Here is a 22296-nt window from a genome sequence, read left to right on the forward strand (position 1 = left end):
CTTCGCCTGCCAGCCTTCGCGGTGTGGGTGGGCTTGCTTGCACCCATCTTGAGGGACTCTGTTGCAAAGAATCCAACTCGCACTTTTTCAGAAAAGGAGGGCTACCAACACGCACTCGAAGGCCCCCTGAGGGGGCATTAGTACAGCATTAAGACAACCCCTGAACTGCATTTTTGTCGGATGCTTACCACACCCCCCGACGCCCACGAATTGAATACCAGGTTTAAACCAGGCGGATTGTCCCCGATGTGCCCATTAAGCATGACAAAACCTTGTGACTAAGGCCACGCAGTGAGAGGCGGCCCACCTAGTACTCCAGCCGTAGATCGTGATCTTCATTGACCTGCCGCAGCGAAGCTTGAACATTCTCATCGAAGGTTGGGCAGAGCCTTCAAGTTTTGGGCGATCGACTCTTCGACGCCCACGAAGTGGGCTGCCTGGTGTGCAGGTTCGTCGCGACCCCAAGCCGCGAAACGCCGCCCTCATCATCTCGAAGGCTGACCTTTTCTCCACCGCGGGGCGGACGCGGGGCGGGACAAGGCCAACCTCCGAGTTGATCCGCGTCGCCGTGCCTCACGGCAGGGTGGATGCATGACGACGACAAGGCACTTCCACCCGAACTCCGAAGCGACGGGCCCCGCACAGCACAGCGTGCCCGCCTGGGCAGAGCGCGTCGCGCACACCATCCCTCTGGTCGTACTGCCCGTCGGCATCTGGCGATTACCGATCGGCTTCGGGTACGGCATGGGCGGAGAGCCCATGCCCCCTGCCTGGTACAACGCCCCTTACGTCATCGGGCTGACGATCCTCACCGAAATCCTCGCGCTGCTCAGCTTCGGATTGGTCCGCCGCTGGGGCGAGGTCGTTCCCCACTGGGTGCCCAGGCTGGGCGGGCGACGCATCCCGCCGGCCGCCGTGATCACCCCCGCAACCTTAGGCGGCCTCTTCTTCACCGCGCTCTGCATCCACTGGCTGTACGAAGCCGCTACCGCCGGCACGGCGGCCTGGCCGTACGACGAGGGCTGGGATGTCCTCGCGATGGCGATGAGCGGGCTGATGAACCTGTGGGGCCCACTGCTTCTGGTCCTCACGTATGCGTACTACCGACGCCGCCGGATCTGATCCCAGTCTTCGGTGAGAACGCTCAACCTTCGCAGCGAGAGATCATCCATGCCTGAATTGCAGCTTGCCGCCGGTAATGGCTGGCCTGGGCTCGGGCCTGGTGGCGGCGTCTCCAGTCGGACCAGCCGAGCCGGTGGGAGAGGTCGGTCAGCGGCCGGACGGTGACGGTGAGGAACAGGTGTTGGATCTCGTTGCAGGTCAGCGGGGCCAGGTCGTCTGATCCGGTGCAACGCCTGCGTTCGTCTGCACGGACGACGGCGAGGAAGGCATGAGCGAGCATGGCGAGGGTGACCCAGCGGCTCCAGGACGGGTAGCGGCGGCGGTCCGGCGACGCGCCAACGCGTTCGCTCCACACTGCGGGCTGCGTTGAACGCCGCGATCGCTCTACAGCTGATCACCTTCAACCCGGCTTCCCACGTCGAATTGAAGGCGGGCAGGCGACCCAAGGCGCTCGTGTGGACCGAAAAGCGCATCGTTCACTGGAGGCGCACCGGCGAGAAGCCGTCGCCGGTGATGGTCTGGACGCCGGAACACACCGGCCTCTTTCTCGACCATGTAGCCGAGGGCTGGCTGTACGCGTTGTTTCACCTGGTCGCCTTCCGCGGACTTCGTCGAGGCGAGGCGTGCGGTCAGAGGTGGACCGACACGCACCTGGAGGCCGGGCTCCTCACGGTCGCCAAGCAACTCGTCGTGAATGGCTGGGAGGTGTACGAGGACGATCCGAAGACGGACGCCGGAGCGCGCACCATCGCCCTCGACGCCAACACCGTCCAGGCACTCAAGCGGCACCGAGCCCAGCAGGACAGGGACCGCGAGAAGTGGGGGAGCGCCTGGGCGGAGACCGGAAGGGTCTTCACCCGCGAGAACGGAGAACTGCTCCACCCCGCCAAGGTCACACGACGATTCATCGAGCTGTACGAGGAGATCGGCCTCCCGCCGGTTCGGCTCCACGACCTCCGCCACGGTGCCGCGACCCTGGCTCACGCTGCAGGTGCCGGCCTGAAGGACATCCAGGAGATGCTCGGCCACTCCTCGATCACCACGTCGGACACGTACACGAGCCTGCTCCCCGAGGCGGATCTGGCGATCGCGGAGGCTGCGGCCCGGCTCGTGCCGCGAGCGCGCACAACCCCCGAGAACACCGCTCCTGAAGCGGACGCCGAGCCCGACGACGCGGAGTCCGCCGAAGCGGAATCCGTGCTGGATGGTGCTGATCCTTCGGGGAAAATTCGGGAGATCAACTCCCCGTCCGCTCACGCACCGCTCACGCAAACGGCCTCGGACGAGAAGTCCGAGGCCGAGTAGAGCCCCTCCCTGGGGGGAAACCCCAGGTCAGAGCGGTAACGCGTTGTGCCCCCGGCAGGATTCGAACCTGCGACACCCGCTTTAGGAGAGCGGTGCTCTATCCCCTGAGCTACGAAGGCGCGGCCCGGGAAACGGGTATCGGGTCCCTGCGGACCCAGGCACTCGGTTCCTTTGAGCCGTGCGGTGCGAGGGCGTGGCCCTGCACCGGGATCAGTGTAGCGGGTAGGCGCGCTCCGCGGCGGGGGCGTCCCGGCCCTGCCGGGGCGTCGGCCGTGCGTTCAGTGGCCGCGACCGGAGGCCGTCTCCTCCGTCGCGTCGAACTCCTGCCGCGCCTGCTCCACGCGCGGCAGGTTGTCCGTGGACCAGTCCGCGAGGTGGGCGAAGAGCGGTGCCAGGCTGCTTCCGAGGTCGGTGATCTCGTACTCCACCCTGGGGGGCACCTCCGGGTAGTACGTCCGCAGCACCAGACCGTCGCGCTCCATCTGGCGCAGGCGCTGTGTGAGCACCTTCGGGGTGATGGTGCCGATATTGCGTTGCAGTATGACGAATCGCTGGCGCCCGTAAGCGTGGAGCGTCCAGAGGATCGGCGTCGTCCAGCGGCTGAAGACGATGTCGAGCACCGGGGCGATCGGGCATGCCTGCTCCGAGGTCACTCCCTGTGCGGAGGCGGGCCAGGCGCCCGGCCGTGCGGTGCTGGTGTTCATGCAGACCCTCCGATAGTCACTTTCTTCTAGGTACCTACTTTATTGAGGATGCCAGCTCCCGAAGAAGCCGAAGAACGCCACCGGTTCCACCGCTGGCCGGGGCGATGCTGACCGGCGGCGAGAGCGCCGGGGCCCGTCGACGGGACCCTGGACGTCCTGGGGCTGCCGTTTCCCGCCGAGCAACACGTCAGCCCGGACGTCGACAGGGTCCGGGCCGGTTGACGCGGGCAGGGTGCGGGCATAGCGTCGCCGGGTCGCTGAGCCAGTCCGCAGTGCGTCGAGAGGCCGTCCGTGCCGCACGCCGAACCCAGCAGTTCACCCGGCCCCAGCAGTTCACCGGACCTGGAGGCCCTCGCCCGTATCGAGGCCTTGACCGGCCCCGGGGCGCCGTTCGCCGTGGTGCGCGCCGAGCACGGGTCCCTCATCTACGCGAACGGCCCCCGCACCCTGCGGGAGTTCGTGGAGACCACCTGGGCCTTCGGTGATCAGCCGTTCCTGATCTCCGGCGAACGAACCTGCTCGTACGGGGAGTTCTTCGCGGCCGCTTCCTCGCTCGCCCGGCGGCTCACCGAGTCGTACGGGCTCCGCCCCGGTGACCGGGCCGTGGTGGCGATGCGCAATCACCCCGAGTGGCAGATCGCGTTCTGGGCCGCGCAGCTCGCCGGTCTCGTCGCCGTACCGCTCAACACCTGGTGGACCGAGGCGGAGTTCGGGTACGCCCTCGACGACTGCGAGCCGGCGGTGCTGCTGGTCGACGGGGAGCAGTTGCCGAAGGTGGCGGACCGGTGCCGGAAGACGGGGGCGCGCCTCGTCGTGTTCCACGGCGAGGGGGAGCTGCCGCCCGGGGCCGAGCGGTACGCGGATCTGCCGGAGCCCGATCCGTACGCCGCGCCGCCCGAGGTGGAGATCAGGCCCGAGGACGACTCCACGATCATCTACACCTCCGGCACCACCGGGCGGCCCAAGGGGGCCGTGGCCACGCATCTCGCGCAGGCGGGCGCGGCCCTCAACCCGCGCTACCAGGCGGCAGCCTCGGCGCTGGGGCGTGGAGTGGTCCCGGGGCAGGGGCCGGCGCCGGTCACGCTGATGACGTTCCCGTTCTTCCACGTCGCCGCGTTCACCGGCCTGTACGCGGCGATGGCGGCGGGCGGCACCCTCGTCCTGATGGAGAAGTGGGACGCCGGGGAGGCCCTCAGGCTGATCCGCCGGCACGGCGTCACCCACTACGCGGGCGTCCCGGCCACCGCGCTCCAGCTGCTCGCGGCGGCGGACCGCGCGGGCGACGGACTGGAGAGCCTGAAGGGGATGAACACCGGAGGCGCCGCGGCTCCGCCGGACCTGGTCGCCCGGCTCACGGCCCGGCACGGCGAGCGGATCGAGCCGCGCAACGGCTACGGGCTGACCGAGACCAGCGGCGGGGTACTGGCCGTCTTCGGCGCCGTCTACCGGGCGCACCCGGACTCCGCCGGCACCCCGACGCCGGTCACCGAGGTGCGGATCGCCGGACCCGCCGGCGAGGAGCTCCCGGACGGCGAGACCGGCGAGCTGTGGCTGCGCGGCCAGTCCCTGGTCCGTGGCTACTGGCGTGACGAGGTGGCGACGGCCGAGGCGTTCACCGGGGGCTGGTTCCGTACGGGGGACCTCGCCGTCGTGAGGAACGGGCGGGTGTCCGTCGTGGACCGGATCAAGGACATGGTGATCCGGGGCGGCGAGAACGTGTACTGCGTGGAGGTCGAGGCCGCACTGCACGACCACCCCGACGTCGAGGACGCGGCGGTGCTCGGCGTCCCGCACCCCGTGCTGGGCGAGGAGGTCGCGGCGGTCGTCCGGGTGAGCCCGGACTCCAGGGTCACGGCGGACGCGCTGCGGGAGCACGTGGGGCGGAGCCTGGCGGCGTTCAAGGTCCCCGCCCATGTGCTGGTGACGAGGGAGCCGCTGCCGCGGAACGCCACAGGGAAGATTCTCAAGCGGGAGCTGCGCGGCGTGGTCCAGGAGCACGCGCGGGAGGGCTTCTAGGGCCGCCTACGGCCGGGTGATCCGTACCCGGTAGTTCCCGTCGGAGTCCTTCTCCAGTACGGATATGCGTATGCCGTCGGCCCGGTCGGTGAACGTCTCCCCCGGTTCGAACGGGGCGTCGGAGAGCTCGGCGTGGACATTGGGCCGCCGGGTGCAGCCGCCGCTGTCCTCGGTGCTGTCCTCGACGGAGACCGGGCCCTGGCCGGTGTCGACGTCGGAGCTCACCTTGTAGATCAGGACGCCGGGCCGGCAGACCGCTTCGTCGTTGCCCTCCGCGGTCCGTACCTCCACCGCGTAGCCGGACTCCGCGCTCACCGGCACGAAGGCCAGTTTGGGGCCGCCCGTCGTGGCCAGCGGCCCCAGGACGTGCTCGCTGGTGCCGGGCATGGAGGCGCAGCTGATCTGGTCGTTGCCCAGCCAGCCGAGCTTCCACTTGTGCCAGCCCAGGAGGTCGTTGTTGGCCCCCCAGTCCTCGGACATGATGTCCCAGTGCCCCACGGAGCCGCCGCCCTCCATCGTGTAGAGGTCGGGCAGCCCGAAGACGTGGCCGTTCTCGTGGGGCAGCACCCGGTAGCCGGTCTCCGCGTACGAGCCCGAGCCGTCGTCCTGGCGGCTGTAGACGAAGGACGTGTTGGCGAGCGGGGTGCCGTCGGCGAACGGGGCGTCGTCGTTGCCGGAGAAGGTCACCGACAGGACGGTGTCCAGCGCCGAGGGGCCGGCGTTCGGGGTGACCAGCACGTTGACCAGGTCGTACGCCGAGAAGTCGACCTTCGGATCGGCGACGGTCACCAGGTCCTTGACCATCTTGCGGTAACCCGGTTCGTACGGTGAGCCGCGGTCGATCCCGTACTCGGAGAACGGCAGCGGCATCCGCAGCCAGTCCTTCACGGGTGTTTCGGGCAGGTAGGTGAGCCGGCCGTAGGAGCTGGTGCGGAACCAGTCGGAGGTCTGCGGGAAGAATTCCGCGAGCCGGTCCTCGGCCGGTTCCGTCGCCTGCGCGTCGGGGAAATCGATCATCAGGTTGAGTGCTCTGATCCGGCCGGTGGAGCGTGCGTAGCCGGGGGGCGTCGGCATGCCCTCCGACATCTGCACGCCCATGGCCGTGGGTATTCGGCACGGTGCGAGGCCGGTGCCCCGAGGGGTGGCCGCCGGTCCGGCGGAGGCGCGGCTGGCGATGGGCAGGGTGGAGCTGGCCGATGCCATCGTGGCGATGACCAGGGCCGTCGCTCCGGCGAGCGCGAGGGGGCGGCGGTGTCCGCGTATCCGGTGGCGGGGCTGCTGCATGGGGCGTCGCCTTCGGTCCGCGGCAGCCGGCCGGTCCTGACTGCGCTCTGGCGATCAGCCTCTGCCGGGTCGTGGGGGACCGCTCGCTGGGTGCGCCGATGGAGGGTTTCCGTCCCGACACCCTTGTGATGCAGGTCACATCGAGGTGGGAAATAACCGGGGATCCTCTCCCCGTTTGCACCTGTGTCCCCGCGAAACGGGGAGACGGTCCCCGGTTGACGCGAGGGCCGGCCACACACCGGAAAGGGAAGCCGTGAAGCCCGTCGCCACCTGCGCCGAACAGCGCCGTACGTCCCGCCCGCGGGCCGACGCGCTGCGCAACCGGGAGCGGATCGTGGCGGCCGCGCGCGAGATGTTCGTCGAGTTCGGGCCTGATGTGCCGCTCGACGAGGTCGCGCGGAGGGCAGGAGTCGGCAACGCCACGCTCTACCGGAACTTCCCCGACCGGGCGGCCCTGATCCACGAGGTCGTCCTCGCCGTCACCTCCCGCACCACCGACCGGGTGGAGGAGGCCGTCGCGGCCGAGTCCGACCCCTTCGCCGCCCTCAGCCGCTTCGTGCACGCGGCGGCCGACGAACGGATCGGCGCCCTGTGCCCGATGCTGTCCGGCGGCTTCGACACCGCCCATCCCGAACTGCTCGCCGAGCGCCGACGTCTCGAAGAGGCCGTCGAAGGGCTCGTGGAGCGTGCCATGTCCGCAGGGAGGCTGCGCACCGACATCGCCGTCGGTGACGTACTCGTCGCCCTCTCCCAGCTCACCCGGCCGCTGCCCGGCATCGCCTGCCTGGACATAGACCGGTTCACCCACCGCCATCTGCAGCTGTTCCTGGACGGACTGGAAGCCCCGGCCCGCTCCGCGCTGCCCGGATCGGCGGCGACCTTGGAGGACCTGCGCAGCGGGTGCTGACACCCGCGCACCGGAGAACCCCGACCCACAGCCCTCAGTAAGCAGCCCTCGGCGGCCGCACCAGCCCTGACAGCCGGCCCGGACCTCACGCGTCCGGCCGTCGGCACCGTTCGCCCTTTTCCGGTTCCGTACGCCGGTCCGTCCGCGGCCCGTGCGCCGGACCCGCAACTCCTCGTGTCCTTAGGTGGCTACTCCCATGTCGAAAACAGCCGGCACCCTTCCGGATCCCAGCCGCTGGAAAGCGCTGGCCTTCATCGCCCTCGCCCAGCTGATGGTCGTGCTCGACGCGACCATCGTGAACATCGCCCTGCCCTCCGCCCAGACCGACCTGGGCATTTCCGAGGGCAACAAGCAGTGGGTCATCACCGCCTACGCCCTCGCGTTCGGCGGACTCCTCCTCTTCGGCGGACGCATCGCCGACCTGTGGGGCCGTAAGCGCACCTTCGTGGTGGGGCTGCTCGGCTTCGCCGCGGCCTCCGCGCTCGGCGGCGCGGCCCAGGGCGAGGCGATGATGTTCGGCTCCCGCGCCCTGCAGGGTGTCTTCGGCGCACTGCTCGCCCCCGCGGCCCTCTCCCTGCTCGCCGTGATGTTCACGGACGCCAAGGAGCGCGCCAAGGCCTTCGGTATCTACGGGGCCATCGCCGGTGGCGGTGGCGCGGTCGGCCTGATCCTGGGCGGCTTCCTCACCGAGTACCTGAACTGGCGCTGGACCTTCTTCGTCAACATCCCGTTCGCGATCGTCGCCGCGGCAGGTGCCTACTTCGTCATCCGCGAGCCGGCCGGCGGCCGCAACCGCTCGGCGCTCGACATCCCCGGCGTCGTCCTGTCCACGCTGGGTCTGGTCTCGCTGGTGTACGGCTTCACCCGTGCCGAGTCGGCCGGCTGGTCGGACTCGCTGACCGTCGGCATGTTCGTCGCGGCCGCCGTGCTGCTGCTCGCCTTCGTCGTCACCGAGGCGCGTGTGAAGTCGCCGCTGCTGCCGCTGCGCGTCCTGACCGAGCGCAACCGTGGAGGGGTCTACCTCTCGCTCGGCCTCGCCATCATCGCGATGTTCGGGCTCTTCCTCTTCCTGACGTACTACCTCCAGGTGGTCAAGGGGTACTCGCCGGTCAAGACCGGCTTCGCGTTCATGCCGATGATCGTCGGCATGATCACCGGTTCCACGCAGATCGGCGCCCGGCTGATGACCCGGGTCCCGCCGAGGCTGCTGATGGGCCCCGGGTTCCTGGTGGCGGCCGTCGGCATGCTGCTGCTGACCCAGCTGGACATCGACACCTCGTACGCGGCCGTCATCCTGCCGGGTCAGCTGCTGCTCGGCCTGGGCATGGGTACGGCGTTCATGCCGGCCATGTCGCTCGCCACGCACGGCATCGAGCCGCGTGACGCGGGTGTCGCCTCCGCGATGGTGAACACCTCGCAGCAGGTCGGCGGGGCCATCGGTACGGCGCTGCTCAACACCATCGCCGCCGGTGCCACCACCGCCTACATCGCCGACCACGCCGCCGGTGCGAGCGACCCGAAGCTGCTCCAGCTGCAGGCGATGGTCGCCGGATTCGCCGGAGCGATCTGGTGGGCGGTCGGCATCCTGGTCGCCGCCTCGGCGATCGCGGTGGGCCTGATCAACACCGGACGTCCGGGCACCGGCGCCGCGAGCGGCTCGGGGGACCTGGCGGACGGGATCGAGGAAGAGTTCAAGATCCCGGTCGTCGCGCACTGAGCGCACGGCTCCGTATGTCTGCCCTGGTTCCGCTCAGCGGAGCCAGGGCAGATCCGCGTCCGTGCCCTCCGGTTGCAGGCCGGTGGCGATGACCTGCATGATCTCGCCGAGGCTCTGCACCTGCTGGGGGCTGAGCCGGGCGAACATCGCCTGGCGTACGGCTTCGACGTGCCCCGGTGCGGACCGCGCCAGCATGGCGTAGCCCTCGTCGGTGAGGATCGCGTTCTGGCCGCGCTTGTCCGAGGGGCAGTCCTCGCGGCGTACCCAGCCGTTCTTCTCCAGCCGGGCGACGGCGTGCGAGAGTCGGGACCGGGTGATCTTGGCGTCCTTGGCCAGCTCGGTCATGCGCTTCCGCCGCCGGGGGGCCTGGGAAAGGTTGACGAGCAGTCCGTAGTAGACGTGCGGCATGCCGGCGTCGCGCTGCAGCTGGCGGTCGAGATGGTCCTCCATGAGCGTGGTGGCGTGGAGATAGGCGCGCCACACGCCCTGCTCTTCGTCGGTGAGCCACCGGGGCCCGCCGGGGGATGCCGTGGTCATGTACTCCACTGTACGACCTTTTCTTGAAAGTTGAACTAGATAGAGCTAAGGTCTCCGGTAGTTGGAACTTGAAGATTCAAAGACTTGGCCCGGAGCGGCCGGCCTCGAATCCCCGTTGCTCGCGCAGATGCCAGTTTCCGGTACCTGTAGTGAACACACATACCTTGATCGACAGAGGAATGGGAGCGTCATGACGATCACCGCGGAACGTATGCCCGCCCTCTACCTCTCCCACGGTGCGCCGCCGCTCGCCGACGACCCGGTCTGGCCCGGCGAGCTCGCCGCCTGGTCGGAGGGGCTGCCGCGGCCCAAGGCGATCCTGATGGTCTCCGCGCACTGGGAGGAGGCCCCGCTAGCTCTCGGCGCCACCGTGACCGTGCCACTGGTCTACGACTTCTGGGGCTTCCCTGAGCACTACTACCAGGTGGAGTACGCCGCCCCCGGGGCCCCGAAGCTCGCGGACGACGTCCGCAAGCTTCTGCGCGGCGCCGGGACCCCGGTCCAGGACATCCCCGACCGGGGCCTCGACCACGGGGCGTACGTGCCGCTGGTCGAGATGTTCCCGGGCGCCGACATCCCCGTTCTCCAGATCTCGATGCCGACGCTCGACCCGCAGAAGCTGATGGCCATCGGGCGCAAGCTCGCGCCGCTGCGTGACGAGGGTGTGCTGATCGTGGGGAGCGGCTTCTTCACGCACAACCTGGCGGCGCTGCGGCACACCGGTGGCGGCGTACCCGGCTGGTCCGCGGAGTTCGACGACTGGGGGCGCCGGGCGCTCCAGGCGCAGGACATCGACTCCCTGCTGGACTTCGAGCACGCGTCACCGGCGGGCCGGCTGGCGCATCCCCGTACGGAGCACTTCGCTCCGCTGTTCGTCACCCTCGGTGCCGCCGAGGGCGAGCTCGACCAGGGGCGCAGTGTCATCGACGGCTTCTGGCTGGGTCTGGCGAAGCGCTCGTTGCAGTTCGGCTGAGCAGCGGCTTCTCGTACCAGGCCACGTTCCAGTACCTGCCGAACTTCCGGCCCACCTCCGTGTAGGTGCCGACGTGCCGGAAGCCGAAGGCGTGGTGCAGCCGCCCCGAGGCCTCGTTCGGCTGCGCGATCCCGGCGTACGCGCGGTGGATGTCCTCGTCGGCCAGAGCCTCGAACAGCGCCCTGTACAGAAGCGTTCCGATGCCGCGGCCCGTCGCGTCGGGGGCGCAGTACACGCTCACCTCGACCGAAGTGCTGTACGCCGCCTTGGGGCGGAAGGGGCTGCTGGTGGCATAGCCGAGGACATGCGGAGCGTTGTGCAGGGTACTCGGGTCCAGAGCAACCAGGAGCCGGTGGGGGCCGTCTTCCGGATGGGAGCGCAACCATGGCAGGCGCTCCTCCGGGGTGAAGGCAGCCGTGTCGAAAGTGAGCGCGGTCTCACGGACGTAATGGTTGTAGATGTCCGTCAGGGGCTCGAGGTCGGCTTCGACACCGGGTCTGACCTGCACTTCTGTGGGTATCTGCACCTTGTGTCCTCGTGTTGGGGGCGACAGGGTACTGCATGATCTCGAAAGTGAATGGCCCCCGTGGGAATTCTGTCCGGATTCCAGTCGTTGTTTCCATCGGATGCAGGGCACCCGGGAGGGTGTCGCGACCTACTCAGCAAGGGAGCACGCATGGCAACCCGTGCCGTCGCCCGTCGTTCGTCCGCCAGTACCGGCGGGACCGACCGGGCAAGCAGTGTTCGCGCCGTGGGCGGGGAGATCGCCGATCGCGACCTGGTCGGCATGTACCTGGACGAGATCGCTCGCACACCGCTGCTCGACGCCGCCAAGGAGGTCGAGCTCTCGCAGACGATAGAGGCGGGCGTCTACGCCCAGCAGATCCTCGACGGAGTGGTGGAGAGCGAGGCCGGCGGAGCGAAGCGTGAGGAGCTGGAGGCGCTGGTCACCGAGAGCGAGCGCGCCAAGGACATATTCATCCGCTCCAACCTCCGGCTGGTCGTTGCCGTGGCCAGGCGCTACCCCAGGGCGGGTCTGCCCCTGCTCGACCTGATCCAGGAGGGGAACGCCGGCCTGGTGCGCGCGGTCGAGAAGTTCGACTACGCCAAGGGTTTCAAGTTCTCGACGTACGCCACATGGTGGATCCGGCAGGCCATCACGCGTTCCATCGCCGACCAGTCCCGCACGATCCGGCTCCCCGTCCACCTCGTGGAGGAGCTCGGCAGGATCCGGCGTGTGCAGCGTGAGTTCAACCGTGAGCACGGGCGCGACCCGGAGCACGCGGAGATCGCCGCCGAGCTCGACTCCAACACCGAGCGCGTGGGCAACGTCCTGGACTGGGCCCGCGACCCCGTCAGCCTGAACATGTCCGTGGACGACGACGGAGACACGCAGTTCGGGGACCTGCTGGAGGACACCTCCGCCGTGTCGCCCGAGCAGTCCGTGATGACTCTGCTGCGCAGCGAGGAGCTCGAGGACCTGATCTCCAAGCTCGACAACCGCACCGCCTCCATCATCAAGATGCGGTACGGCATCGAGGACGGCCGCGAGCGGACCCTCACCGAGGTGGGCAAGCAGCACGGTCTGACGCGGGAGCGGATCCGCCAGATCGAGAAGCACGCATTGCTCGAATTGAAGCGAATGGCTCACGACACGGGCTTTGACGCTGCGGCGTGAGCGAATAACCCGTAATCTCCCCATCAAGCCGGTTCGCACCGGCCCGACGACCGGTCTCCTTTCCGGTCCCATGAGCTGAGTCCCGGCGCCCACCCCCCCCGGCGCCGGGGCTCATTCATGTCCGCCCCGCAGCTCTCACGTCCGCCCCGCCGCCGGCCGGGGTGACGCGGCGCGGGTCAGCCGGGCACCCAGGCCGCTGAGGTGCTCCACCAGGTGCGGGGGCCCGTGCACCTCGAACTCGCAGTCCACGAGTGCCAGCCGCAGCGCCACCCACTCCATCGAGTCGGAGGAGGCCGTGCGCAGCCGGCAGCTCTGCTCACCCGTCGGCTCCACCGGGCCGAGCGTCGAGGGCAGCCGTGCCGTCACGAAGCCCGCCGGGGCCCGGAAGGTCACGTCGAGGCGCAGCTCGGGCTGGGTACGCGACATCGACCGGGCGAAGAACTCCGCCGCGTCCCCGCTCCCGGTGGGCAGCTCACGCGGGGTGAAACGGGAGCCGGTGGCGAAGGGCTCGCTCACCCGGTCCACCCGGAAGGTGCGCCAGTCCTCGCGGTCCATGTCGTACGCCACGAGATACCAGCGGCTGCCCGTGCTCACCAGCCGGTACGGCTCGGCCTGCCGCCTGGAGGCGGTGCCGTCCCCGGAGCGGTAGGCGAAGCGCAGCCGTTCCCGCCCGGTGACCGCCGAGGCGATCGCCGTGAGCGTGCGGGGGTCGATGGTCGAACCGTCGCCGCGGGTGAGCGGCACGGTGGCGTTCTGCAGGGAGGAGACCCGGTGCCGAAGCCGTGACGGGAGCACCTGCTCCAGCTTGGCCAGCGCCCGTACGGATGCCTCGTCGACGCCCTCGATGGCGTGACCGGCCCCGGCCCGCAGGCCCACCGCGATGGCCACCGCCTCCTCGTCGTCCAGGAGGAGCGGCGGCATGGCGGAGCCCGCGACCAGGCGGTAGCCGCCGACCGAGCCCCGCGACGCCTCGACCGGGTAGCCGAGGTCGCGGAGCCGGTCGATGTCGCGGCGGATGGTGCGCGCGGTGACGTCGAGCCGCTCGGCCAGTTCGCTGCCCGGCCACTCGCGAGGTGTCTGGAGGAGCGACAGCAGTTTCAGCAGTCGTGCCGGGGTGTCGGTCATGGGTACAGCATGCCCATCCATTAGGTCACTATCTGACCTGTTGGGCCTCTAGCTTCCTCCCATGACTCCATCCGAATCTCTGCCGGCCACGGCAGCCGCCCGCACGACGTCGACAGGGCCGGCCACGCCGCAGGACCCGGCGGACCGGCGCCGCTGGTTCGCGCTCGCGATCGTGATGACCGCGGCCTTCATGGACCTGGTCGACGTCACGATCGTCAATATCGCCATCCCGAGCATCACGCGGGACACCGGCGCCTCGTTCACGTCGATCCAGTGGATCACCGCCGGATACGCCCTGGCCTTCGCGGCGGGTCTGATCACGGGCGGCCGGCTCGGTGACATCTACGGCCGCAAGCGGCTCTTCCTCATCGGCATAGGGGGCTTCACGATCGCCTCGGCCCTCTGCGGCTTCGCCGTGAACCCGGAGATGCTGGTCGCCTCGCGCATCCTGCAGGGCGGTATGGCCGCGCTGATGGTGCCGCAGGTGCTGTCGATCGTGCACGCCACCTTCCCGGCGCACGAGCGCGGCAAGGTCTTCGGGCTGTTCGGCGCGATCGTCGGGCTGGGTGCGGTGTCCGGGCCGCTGCTGGGCGCCCTGCTCACCGAGTGGAACTTCTTCGGCCTGGAGTGGCGGCCGATCTTCCTGATCAACCTGCCCGTCGGCATCGCCGGACTGGTGCTCGGGCGGAAGTTCATCAGCGAGTCCAAGGCACCGAAGGCACTCCGGCTGGACCTGACCGGCGTCGCCCTGGTGACGCTCGGCCTCCTCATGCTGCTCTACCCGCTGACCCGGGGACGCGAGCTGGGCTGGCCGCTGTGGGGCCATCTGTCGATGGCCGCAAGCCTCCTGGTGTTCGCGGCGCTCATCGTGTTCGAGCGCAGGAAGGCGGACCGGGACGGCTCGCCGCTCATCGAACTCTCGCTGTTCCGGGTGAAGAGCTTCGCCGCGGGCACCGCCGTGCAGCTGACCTTCGGGGTCGCCCTGGGCATCTTCTTCCTGGTCTGGACGCTCTACCTGCAGATGGGACTCGGCTGGAGCGCCCTGCGCGCCGGTTCGACCGGGATCCCGTTCTCGATCGCCGTCTCGGGTGCGGCAGGGATCTCCGTGCAGAAGCTGGTGCCCCGCTTCGGCCGCAAGGTGCTGCAGGCAGGCGCCCTGCTGATGATCGCCGGGCTGCTGCTCTACATCTGGGAGGCCGGGCGCTACGGACTGGCCATCAGCCCCTGGCAGATGGCGCTCCCGCTGGTGGTCATGGGCGTGGGCATGGGGCTGATCGTGGCCCCGCTCACGGACGCGGTGCTCTCCGGAGTGCCGAAGGAACACTCCGGCTCGGCATCCGGGCTGATCAACACCGTGCAGCAGATGGGCACGGCGCTCGGGCTCGGCCTCGTCTCGGTCGTCTTCTTCGGCTCGATCAGCGACCGGCTGCCGCCGGAGGCGATGGGCGCGGCGTTCGTGGACGCCTTCCAGCAGTCGCTGTGGTGGGTGGCCGGGGTGCTCGCGGTGATCTTCCTCGTGATGTTCGCCCTGCCCGCCAGGCCCCAGGTGCATCTGGAGGGCGGCACCGACGAGGACACGGGCCCCGGAGAGCCTCAGGACGGCGAGGCCAGGAAGGAGCCCGTCCTGGCGAGCTGAACCCGACGGCCGGGTCAGCAGATCCGGGTGCGGTTCTCCATGGCCATGCGGGCGCTCTGCTCGTCGTCGTACACCTCGCACATGTGCCGGCCGTCGGGTGTGGCCGTGTGCTCGACCTCCCACAGGCTCGTCTCGCTGCCGTCCAGGAGGAGGAAGGCGTGCTCGTAGAGCGTGAAACCGGCATCCCGTCCGTCGACGTGGTACTGGCGGCCGAAGACCTGGGTGATGTGGTGGGCGAAGGCGGCCCGGAGGAGTCCGGCCGTCGCGGCGCCCGGCCGGTCGCCGTTCTCCGCGCGGCGCAGGACACGGCGGGCATGGTCCGCCGAATTGTCCGACGCGTACATGCGGGGAAGGGGGGCCGGGGGGACGCTCATGAGCAGGGTGAGCGCCTCCAGGTCCTCCCGCAGGCTGTCGTCACCGAGGGCGGGGGTGTCCCAGAAGCTTCCGGCGAGGCGCGCGGCGGCGAGCTGGGCGTCGCCCTCGTCGTCGTACAGCTCGTGGCTGCGAGGGGCCGGGATGTCCCTGCCGCCGCCGTGGACCAGCTCCCACAGGGTGAGCGTGGTGCCGTCGGAGAGCAGATACGTGTGACGGTAGGTCTCGCGGTGCAGTACGGAACTGTGGTGGGACGAGTGCAGGGCGCTGCTGTGCGCCAGTGCCGTCCCGAGCCGGTCGACCGTCGTGTCGGACAGGTCGAAGGAGTTGAGGGCGCATCGCAGGAGTCGCTCGAGGTGCTGCTCGGTTGTCTCGTACGGATCGCTCAAGGTGCTGTCTCCAGGCCGTCGCCGCGTGTTACCTGATGCGTGCATAACGTAGTCCCTGGGTCTGACATCGTGACCGGGGTTCACCAAAAACGTACCGCGCACGCAGAAAATTCCCGGCTGTTCGGGGTGGCGCGCAAGAGGTTCCCGGCCGCCTCAGGATGCGCCGTAGAGCTCGCTGTACGAGGGGAACGTGCCTCCGGGGCCGTCGGCACCCCGCGCCGCCCTGACGGCCTTCACGATGGCGCGGGCCAGGGTGTCCGCCCCCGCCGCCAGGATGTCGTTGAGCGCGGCGACGGGTTCCTGGGGCAGCGGCAGGCGGTCGGTGGAGAGGGCGAAGACGGTGTCCCCGTCGGTGAGCAGGTGGACCGGCCGGACGGCGCGCGCCAGCCCGTCGTGCGCCGTGCCCGCGAGTTTCTGCGCCTGCGCCCGGGTGAGGACGGCGTCGGTCGCGACGACGGCGATCGTGGTGTTGAAGGCGCCGCCGGTCTCCTCCGTCCGGTCTGCCCGCGCGCCCCGGATCTCCGCCAGCCGCCGGCGCGCGGCTTCGTGCACCGCGGGCGCGGGATGCGCGGGCGGCTCTCCCGCGCCGTACTCCCCGTACAGCACCCCGGTCCGTGGATCCAGGACGGAGCCCGCCGCGTTGACGACGGCCAGAGCGGCGACCGTGGCCCCGGAGAGCAGGCGCACGCTCGCCGTGCCGACACCCCCCTTGACCTGCCCGGCCACCGCTCCCGTGCCCGCGCCCACCGAGCCCTCGGGCACCCGCGCGCCCGGCTCGGAGGCGGCGGCGGCCTCCACGGCGGCGCGGCCGGTCGACGCGTCGGGGCGGGCCCGCCACTCACCACCCCGACCCAGGTCGAACAGGCAGGCCGCCGGCACCACCGGGACCACCTGGGAGGGGTCCGGGCCGACCCGGACGCCGCGCCCCTGCTCCTCGAGCCAGGCCATCACGCCGGACGCGGCGTCGAGGCCGAACGCGCTGCCGCCGGTCAGGACGACCGCGTCGATCCGCTGCACCAGGTTGCGCGGATCGAGGGCGTCCGTCTCCCTGGTGCCGGGGCCGCCGCCGCGTACGTCGACGGCCGCCACCGCTCCCCCCTCGGGGGCCAGGACGACGGTGGTCCCGCTCAGCGCACCCTCGCCCGGCACCCCGGCGTGGCCGACGCGGATCCCTGCCACGTCCGTCAGCGCGTCCAGCGGGCCCCGGCCGGGCAGTTCGTCGGTCATGGAAAGCTCCTCGTGAGTGCGGGGTGCCGTGCAGGGGCGAACGTACAGGCGGTGGAGGGGGGAGCGGAGGCGGGCCGGATAGAGTCGTCCGCATGGTCCGACCGTCCCATGGCGACGCGCGCCCCGGGATGTGGCGGCGCGAGGCGGGCACCGTCGTGCGCCGGGTCGCGCCGCTCCTCGAGCAGGCGACAGCCCCGTTCGCCATCATCGCCGGGCTGCAGATACCGCCCGTCCCCACGGAGTGGGCGCCCCACTCGCACTCCCTCCACGAGCTCGTCTGGGTACGAGGGGGGACGCTGACGTCCAGGGTGGCGGACCGCGTCTTCACCGTGTCCGAGGGGCAGGGGCTCTGGATGCCCGCCGGACTGGTGCACGGCGGCAGGGCGACGGCGGGCGCCAAATTCTACGAGGCCTTCTTCGCCCCCGACCGCGCGCCGTTCGCGTTCGAGGAGCCGCAGGCGATCGCGATGACGCCGTTGCTGGAGTCGCTGCTGACCCATCTGTCCCGCGCGGATCTCGACGCGGCGGCCAGAACGCGTGCGGAGTCGGTCGTGTTCGACGTGCTGAGGCCGTCGGAACGCCAGTTGGTGCTGCAACTGCCCGGTGACCCCCGGATCGACGCCATCGCCGAAGCGCTGCTGGACGATCCCGCCGACTGCCGCTCGCTGGAGGAGTGGGCGCGGCGGCTGGGGATCAGCGACCGCACGGTCACCCGCGCGTTCCGCCACGCGACGGGCCTGTCCTTCGCGCAGTGGCGGCAGGTGCTGCGCGTGCACCGGGCGCTGACGCTCCTCTCCGAGGGGCTCGACGTGGCGACCGTCTCCGAGGCGCTCGGCTACGCGCAGCCCAGCACCTTCATCGCCTCCTTCCGGAGGGTCATGGGCACCACGCCGGGCGCCTACTTCGACGCGGCCGACAGCTCATCCGGGGATGTCCGGAATCCCGTATTGCCTGTCCAAAACTCCTGATTGCCGACTTCGCAAGCGGAACATACCCTTCTCGGAGTTAGGCGACCCTAAGTTCTTGCTCGCCGCGCACGGTGCTTCCGTGCGTGGGGGAGTCCGCTGCCCGGCCGGCGAAAGCCGGACGGAGGGTGCCGCAGTCCCTGCCCCTCCGAGTGTCCGGACCCACCCATGTTCACGAGCACTTCCCGGCGCGCCGGGCGCCCCGCGGCCGACGCCGCCACGCCGGAGGCCGCCCTCAACGGGCACGACCTGGTACTGCGGTACAGCGGCACACAGGTCGTCCACGGCGTCTCGCTGGCCCTGGAACCCGGCCGCGCGACCGCCCTGGTGGGGCCGAACGGCAGCGGGAAGTCCACGCTGCTGCGCGCGCTGTCGCGACTGCACCGGGTCGACGGCGGCCGCGTGACGCTCGGCGCACCCGGCGGCCCGTCCGAGCGCGACGCGGCCCTGCTCAGCGCCCGTCGGTTCGCCCGCGAGGTCACGCTGTTCTCCCAGTCGAGGCCGGCGCCCCAAGGGCTGACGGTCGCGGAGGTCGTGGCGTTCGGCCGCCACCCGTACCGGCGTGGCTTCGCCGGACCGACCGCCGCGGACCGGAGCGCCGTCGACCACGCCATGGGCGTGACCGGCGTACGGGACATGGCCGGCCGGCCGGTCGGGGAGCTGTCCGGCGGGGAGATGCAGCGGGTCTGGCTCGCGGCCTGCCTGGCCCAGGACACCGGCGTCGTGCTGCTGGACGAACCGACCAACCACCTGGACCTGCGCTACCAGATCGAGACGCTCGACCTGGTGCGCGATCTCGTCGAGGAGCACGGCATCGCGGTCGGGATCGTGCTGCACGACCTCGACCAGGCGTCCCGCGTCGCGGACACGCTGGTCCTGATGCGCTCCGGCCGTGTGCACGCGGCGGGCGCACCCGCCGACGTCCTCACGGCGCAGAACATCGGCGAGGTCTACGACATCCGTGTCGAGGTCGGCGTCGACCCCCGCACGGGCCGTCTCCGCATCGACCCGATCGGACGCCATCCCGGCTGAGCGGCGGTACGCCATCCCGGCTGGAGCCGTCGTACGCCACCCCGCCTGAAGCGGCACATCCGCCGCCGCAACTCATCGCAAGAAAGAGGATCGTTCATGAACCGTGCCCGTCGCCTGGCGGCGTCAGCCTCCGCAGGGCTCATAGCCCTCGCCGCAACGGCCTGCGGCACGACCACCGTCGACAAGGCCGGCACCGGGAGCAGCGCCGAGGCGGCGCCCGCTTCGGAGAGCTGCGCCCAGGACACCACGACCACGTCGACGAAGCCTGTCTCCTTCAAGGACGGCGTGGGCCGTCAGGTGAAGCTCGACAAGCCCGCCGAACGGATCGCGGTCCTGGAGTGGCAGCAGGTCGAGGACGCGCTGACCCTGTGCGTCACCCCCACCGCCGTCTCCGACGCCAAGGGGTACAGCACCTGGGTCAGCGCGGAGAAGCTGCCCGGCGGGGTGACCGACATCGGCACACGTGAGGAGCCCGACCTCGACACCCTCTACGCCGCGAAGCCCGACCTCATCGTGGTGGAGGCGTTCGACGCCGACGACGAGACCATCGCGAAGCTGGAGAAGCGCGGCGTCCCCGTGATGGCCACGCGGGGGGCGGACCCGAAGGACCCGATCGGGAACATGCGGGAAGTGTTCAGCATGATCGGCAAGGCCACGGGGCGCACCGAACGGGCCGACCAGGTGCTCAAGGAGTTCGACGCGCACCTCGCGACGGCGAAGAAGCAGGTCACCGACGCCGATCTGCCGACGAAGGACTTCCTGTTCTTCGACGGATGGCTGGAGGGCGGCAACCTCACCGTCCGCCCCTACAGTGACGGCGCCCTGTTCACCGAGATCGGCAAAGAGCTCGGCATGAACCCCGCGTGGACCGACGACGTCGACAAGGCTCACGGCGACGGGGGCGTCGACCCCTCGTACGGCCTCGCGCAGACCGACGTCGAGGGGCTGACCTCGGTGGGGAACGCCAACCTCTTCTACGCCAACGACGAAGGGGCCGGCGGGTACGTCGCCGCACTGGAGAAGAACCCGCTCTGGAAGACCATGCCCGCCGTGAAGGAAGGCCGCGCGCACGCGTTCCCGGCGCGGGTGTGGGGCGCCGGCGGCCCGCGTTCCTGCGCGCAGGCGATCGACGCCTACGTCGACGTACTCGACAAGAAGTGAGCACGACGCGGACATCGGCACCCCGGAGGGAAGCCCTGCCGCACGCCGAGCGCGGCAGCGGCCCCACCGGGGCGGCCGTCCTCGTACTCCTCCTCGTCGTGACCGTCCTGGTGGGCATGTGGCACCTGACGCAGGGCACATCGGGTGTCGGCGTCGGTGACCTGGTGCGGTACCTCGGCGGGGAACGGGAGAACACCGGTGGGGCTCCGGTCGGGGAGATCCTCACCGGCTCGCGCCTGCCGCGCCTGTTCGCGGGCGTGGCGGTGGGCATCGCCCTCGGCGCGGCCGGGGCGCTGCTCCAGTCCGTCACGCACAACGCGCTCGCCTCCCCAGACACCCTCGCGGTCACGGCCGGGGCCTACTTCACGCTCTCGCTCGTCGCGGCGTTCGGCCTCGCGGTCCCGCTCTGGGCGTCGGGCGCCGTCGCGTTCGCCGGCGGACTGGCCGCGGCGGCGCTCGTACTGCTCCTCGCGGGCCGGGCCGCGGGCACCACCGGCACCCGCCTCATCCTCGCGGGATCGGCGACGGCGATGGCCCTGGACGCGGCGACCGCGATGGTCCTCATCCTGTTCGAACAGAACACGACCGGTCTCTTCGCCTGGGGGAGCGGTTCGCTCGCACAGATCAACATCGACGCGTCGGTACGCGCCTTCCCCCTCGTGGCCGTGGTGCTCTGCGTCGCCCTGGCGCTGTCCCGCAGGCTCGATGTGATGAACCTCGGCGACGACGCCGCGTCCACCCTCGGCGTGCCGATCCGGAGCACCCGTGTGATCGCCGTGATCTGCGCGGTGGTCATGACCAGCACGGCGGTGACGCTCGCGGGCCCGATCGCCTTCGTCGGCCTCGGCGCCCCCGTGTTCGCCCGGCTGATCGCGGGACGGGTCCGGGCGCTGCGGCGGCACGTCTTCCTGGTGCCCGCGGCCGGGTTGCTCGGCGCGCTGCTCATCCTGCTCGCGGACGCGTCGCTGCGCGCGCTGCAGGGCGCGGACGGGGCCGCCTCCATTCCCACCGGTGTGCCGACCGCGCTGCTCGGCTCCGTGGTCATCGTGATCCTCGCGCTCCGCCTCCGCGACACGGGCCGGCTGCGTCAGCCACCGCACGCACGGGTCGCCGCACGGTCGCGCCGCGCTTTCCTTCTCGTCGTGCTCGGCGCGGTGGCACTGCTGGCCGCGGCGGCCCTCGTCGCGGTTCTGGCGGGAAGTCTCTGGCTCCGGACGGGTGACATCGCGCTCTGGGCCCAGGGCACCGCCCCCGACCTCATCGGGCAGGCGCTCGACGACCGGGTCCCGCGCGTGCTGGCCGCGATCCTCGCCGGCGCGGCTCTCGGACTGGCCGGATGCGTCGTACAGGGTGCGGTACGCAATCCACTGGCGGAGCCGGGCGTGCTCGGCATCACGGCGGGCGCCGGGCTGGGTGCGGTGGCCGTCGTCACCTCGGGCCTGCCCGGCGGGCGGCCGCTGCTCATCGCGGCCGCGGTCGTGACGGGACTCGCCACGTTCGGGCTGATCGCCCTGCTGTCCTGGCGCGGGGGCTTCCTGCCCGACCGGTTCGTGCTGATCGGCATCGGCTGCGGGTACGGCATCAGCTCCGTCACCACCTTCCTCCTGCTGCGTGCCGACCCGTGGAACACCCCGCGGATCTTCACCTGGCTCTCCGGCACGACCTACGGGCGTACGTTCCCCGACGTCGTCCCGGTCGCGGTGGCCCTGGCGCTCGCCGTTCCCGTGCTGCTCGCCATGCGCAGCCATCTCGACCTGCTCGCCGTCGACGAGGACACCCCGCGCGTCGTCGGCGTCAGGCCGGAACGCACGCGTTTCGCCGCACTGGCCATCGCAGCGGTGCTCGCGGCGCTCAGCGTGATCGCTGTCGGTGTCGTGGGCTTCGTGGGGCTCGTCGCCCCGCACCTCGCCCGGTCCCTGGTGGGCGCCCGGCACGGGCGGTCGATCCCGGTCGCGATGCTGCTCGGAGCACTGCTGGTCTGTGTGGCCGACGCTCTCGGCCGCACGATCGTCGTACCGGCCCAGGTGCCGGCGGGCCTCATGATCGCCCTGGTCGGCGCCCCGTACTTCGTCTGGGTGCTCGGGCGGTCCCGTGCCTGACACCGGGCGGGATCCCGCTTCCGAGAACCCGTCCTTCACCTTCCCCG

Annotated in this window: 19 protein-coding genes, 1 tRNA gene and 1 pseudogene; 12 read left to right on the top strand and 9 right to left on the bottom strand. The window is 70.6% G+C overall.

Annotated elements, in window-relative coordinates:
• The first annotated feature begins 591 nt into the window (after positions 1-591).
• The gene (locus ACIQM3_RS32875) at positions 592-1122 is read left to right on the top strand and encodes a hypothetical protein (RefSeq protein WP_401630861.1); all 531 of its coding nucleotides are present in this window, start codon (positions 592-594) and stop codon (positions 1120-1122) included.
• A 22-nt stretch (positions 1123-1144) separates the two neighbouring features.
• On the opposite strand, the pseudogene ACIQM3_RS32880 reads toward ACIQM3_RS32875, so the two are convergent.
• Positions 1145-1441: pseudogene (locus tag ACIQM3_RS32880) on the bottom strand (IS701 family transposase); the annotation flags it as partial.
• A 47-nt stretch (positions 1442-1488) separates the two neighbouring features.
• Between ACIQM3_RS32880 and xerC the strand changes: the two are divergent.
• Positions 1489-2427 (top strand): tyrosine recombinase XerC, encoded by a 939-nt coding sequence (gene xerC / locus ACIQM3_RS32885; RefSeq protein WP_401630863.1) that lies wholly within the window; start codon positions 1489-1491, stop codon positions 2425-2427.
• Between the two features lie 46 nt (positions 2428-2473).
• Here xerC and ACIQM3_RS32890 read toward each other — a convergent pair.
• Together ACIQM3_RS32890 and ACIQM3_RS32895 are read right to left on the bottom strand one after the other, a co-directional pair.
• Positions 2474-2546, bottom strand: a tRNA-Arg gene (locus ACIQM3_RS32890).
• Positions 2547-2705: 159 nt separating this feature from the next.
• Positions 2706-3131, bottom strand: a complete 426-nt coding sequence (locus ACIQM3_RS32895; protein ID WP_401630865.1) for a winged helix-turn-helix transcriptional regulator — start codon at positions 3129-3131, stop codon at positions 2706-2708.
• 291 nt (positions 3132-3422) lie between these two features.
• On the opposite strand from ACIQM3_RS32895, the gene ACIQM3_RS32900 reads away from it, so the two are divergent.
• Positions 3423-5147, top strand: coding sequence for a class I adenylate-forming enzyme family protein (locus tag ACIQM3_RS32900; protein WP_401630867.1), 1725 nt, complete (start codon positions 3423-3425; stop codon positions 5145-5147).
• A gap of 6 nt (positions 5148-5153) precedes the next feature.
• Here ACIQM3_RS32900 and ACIQM3_RS32905 read toward each other — a convergent pair whose 3' ends face one another.
• Positions 5154-6431, bottom strand: a complete 1278-nt coding sequence (locus tag ACIQM3_RS32905; protein ID WP_401630869.1) for a M6 family metalloprotease domain-containing protein — start codon at positions 6429-6431, stop codon at positions 5154-5156.
• Positions 6432-6684: 253 nt separating this feature from the next.
• Between ACIQM3_RS32905 and ACIQM3_RS32910 the strand changes: the two genes are divergently transcribed.
• Positions 6685-7338, top strand: a complete 654-nt coding sequence (locus ACIQM3_RS32910) for a TetR/AcrR family transcriptional regulator (RefSeq protein ID WP_401630871.1) — start codon at positions 6685-6687, stop codon at positions 7336-7338.
• A 196-nt stretch (positions 7339-7534) separates the two neighbouring features.
• Complete coding sequence (locus tag ACIQM3_RS32915; RefSeq protein ID WP_401630873.1) at positions 7535-9055, top strand: MFS transporter; 1521 nt, start codon at positions 7535-7537, stop codon at positions 9053-9055.
• A gap of 33 nt (positions 9056-9088) precedes the next feature.
• On the opposite strand, the gene ACIQM3_RS32920 is transcribed toward ACIQM3_RS32915, so the two are convergent.
• Positions 9089-9601: a MarR family winged helix-turn-helix transcriptional regulator gene (locus tag ACIQM3_RS32920; RefSeq protein WP_401522092.1), complete on the bottom strand. Its 513-nt coding sequence runs from the start codon at positions 9599-9601 to the stop codon at positions 9089-9091.
• A gap of 181 nt (positions 9602-9782) precedes the next feature.
• Here ACIQM3_RS32920 and ACIQM3_RS32925 point away from each other — a divergent pair, with 181 nt between their 5' ends.
• The gene (locus ACIQM3_RS32925) at positions 9783-10565 is read left to right on the top strand and encodes a dioxygenase (RefSeq protein WP_401630875.1); all 783 of its coding nucleotides are present in this window, start codon (positions 9783-9785) and stop codon (positions 10563-10565) included.
• Here ACIQM3_RS32925 and ACIQM3_RS32930 read toward each other — a convergent pair.
• Positions 10513-11091, bottom strand: coding sequence for a GNAT family N-acetyltransferase (locus ACIQM3_RS32930; RefSeq protein WP_401630877.1), 579 nt, complete (start codon positions 11089-11091; stop codon positions 10513-10515). The two genes, ACIQM3_RS32925 and ACIQM3_RS32930, sit on opposite strands and share 53 nt — an antisense overlap.
• Positions 11092-11241: 150 nt before the next feature.
• On the opposite strand from ACIQM3_RS32930, the gene ACIQM3_RS32935 reads away from it, so the two are divergent.
• On the top strand, positions 11242-12243 hold the full coding sequence (locus tag ACIQM3_RS32935) for an RNA polymerase sigma factor RpoD/SigA (RefSeq protein ID WP_401630879.1): 1002 nt from the start codon (positions 11242-11244) through the stop codon (positions 12241-12243).
• A gap of 135 nt (positions 12244-12378) precedes the next feature.
• Here the strand turns inward: ACIQM3_RS32935 and ACIQM3_RS32940 are convergent, their stop codons facing one another.
• Complete coding sequence (locus tag ACIQM3_RS32940; RefSeq protein ID WP_401630881.1) at positions 12379-13368, bottom strand: helix-turn-helix transcriptional regulator; 990 nt, start codon at positions 13366-13368, stop codon at positions 12379-12381.
• Between the two features lie 61 nt (positions 13369-13429).
• Here ACIQM3_RS32940 and ACIQM3_RS32945 point away from each other — a divergent pair, with 61 nt between their 5' ends.
• Positions 13430-15004: an MFS transporter gene (locus ACIQM3_RS32945; protein ID WP_401630883.1), complete on the top strand. Its 1575-nt coding sequence runs from the start codon at positions 13430-13432 to the stop codon at positions 15002-15004.
• Positions 15005-15018: 14 nt separating this feature from the next.
• Here the strand turns inward: ACIQM3_RS32945 and ACIQM3_RS32950 are convergent, their stop codons facing one another.
• Both ACIQM3_RS32950 and ACIQM3_RS32955 read right to left on the bottom strand, forming a co-directional pair.
• A complete protein-coding gene (locus ACIQM3_RS32950) occupies positions 15019-15765 on the bottom strand; it encodes a DUF6227 family protein (protein WP_401630885.1) in 747 nt (248 codons plus the stop codon).
• A 153-nt stretch (positions 15766-15918) separates the two neighbouring features.
• Positions 15919-16992, bottom strand: a complete 1074-nt coding sequence (locus ACIQM3_RS32955; RefSeq protein ID WP_401630887.1) for a P1 family peptidase — start codon at positions 16990-16992, stop codon at positions 15919-15921.
• 92 nt (positions 16993-17084) lie between these two features.
• Between ACIQM3_RS32955 and ACIQM3_RS32960 the strand changes: the two genes are divergently transcribed.
• The 4 genes from ACIQM3_RS32960 (at position 17085) to ACIQM3_RS32975 (ending at position 22249) form a co-directional block, all read left to right on the top strand.
• The gene (locus tag ACIQM3_RS32960) at positions 17085-17960 is read left to right on the top strand and encodes a helix-turn-helix domain-containing protein (RefSeq protein WP_401630889.1); all 876 of its coding nucleotides are present in this window, start codon (positions 17085-17087) and stop codon (positions 17958-17960) included.
• A 165-nt stretch (positions 17961-18125) separates the two neighbouring features.
• Positions 18126-18989, top strand: coding sequence for an ABC transporter ATP-binding protein (locus ACIQM3_RS32965; protein WP_401630891.1), 864 nt, complete (start codon positions 18126-18128; stop codon positions 18987-18989).
• Between the two features lie 96 nt (positions 18990-19085).
• Positions 19086-20150 carry an iron-siderophore ABC transporter substrate-binding protein gene (locus ACIQM3_RS32970; RefSeq protein ID WP_401630893.1) on the top strand — a complete coding sequence of 355 codons (1065 nt, stop codon included), beginning with the start codon at positions 19086-19088 and terminating at the stop codon, positions 20148-20150.
• Positions 20147-22249 (top strand): iron ABC transporter permease, encoded by a 2103-nt coding sequence (locus ACIQM3_RS32975; RefSeq protein WP_401630895.1) that lies wholly within the window; start codon positions 20147-20149, stop codon positions 22247-22249. The genes ACIQM3_RS32970 and ACIQM3_RS32975 overlap by 4 nt, the downstream gene beginning before the upstream one ends.
• Positions 22250-22296: the final 47 nt, after the last annotated feature.

Origin of the sequence: Streptomyces sp. NPDC091271, from assembly GCF_044757505.1 — a bacterium.
Taxonomy (GTDB): domain Bacteria; phylum Actinomycetota; class Actinomycetes; order Streptomycetales; family Streptomycetaceae; genus Streptomyces.

Coding starts and splice junctions, on each gene's coding strand:
- ACIQM3_RS32875 (WP_401630861.1), top strand. CDS start 592: ATGACGACGACAAGGCACTTCCACCCGAACTCCGAAGCGACGGGCCCC.
- ACIQM3_RS32895 (WP_401630865.1), bottom strand. CDS start 3,131: ATGAACACCAGCACCGCACGGCCGGGCGCCTGGCCCGCCTCCGCACAG.
- ACIQM3_RS32905 (WP_401630869.1), bottom strand. CDS start 6,431: ATGCAGCAGCCCCGCCACCGGATACGCGGACACCGCCGCCCCCTCGCG.
- ACIQM3_RS32915 (WP_401630873.1), top strand. CDS start 7,535: ATGTCGAAAACAGCCGGCACCCTTCCGGATCCCAGCCGCTGGAAAGCG.
- ACIQM3_RS32925 (WP_401630875.1), top strand. CDS start 9,783: ATGACGATCACCGCGGAACGTATGCCCGCCCTCTACCTCTCCCACGGT.
- ACIQM3_RS32935 (WP_401630879.1), top strand. CDS start 11,242: ATGGCAACCCGTGCCGTCGCCCGTCGTTCGTCCGCCAGTACCGGCGGG.
- ACIQM3_RS32940 (WP_401630881.1), bottom strand. CDS start 13,368: ATGACCGACACCCCGGCACGACTGCTGAAACTGCTGTCGCTCCTCCAG.
- ACIQM3_RS32945 (WP_401630883.1), top strand. CDS start 13,430: ATGACTCCATCCGAATCTCTGCCGGCCACGGCAGCCGCCCGCACGACG.
- ACIQM3_RS32955 (WP_401630887.1), bottom strand. CDS start 16,992: ATGACCGACGAACTGCCCGGCCGGGGCCCGCTGGACGCGCTGACGGAC.
- ACIQM3_RS32960 (WP_401630889.1), top strand. CDS start 17,085: ATGGTCCGACCGTCCCATGGCGACGCGCGCCCCGGGATGTGGCGGCGC.
- ACIQM3_RS32965 (WP_401630891.1), top strand. CDS start 18,126: ATGTTCACGAGCACTTCCCGGCGCGCCGGGCGCCCCGCGGCCGACGCC.
- ACIQM3_RS32970 (WP_401630893.1), top strand. CDS start 19,086: ATGAACCGTGCCCGTCGCCTGGCGGCGTCAGCCTCCGCAGGGCTCATA.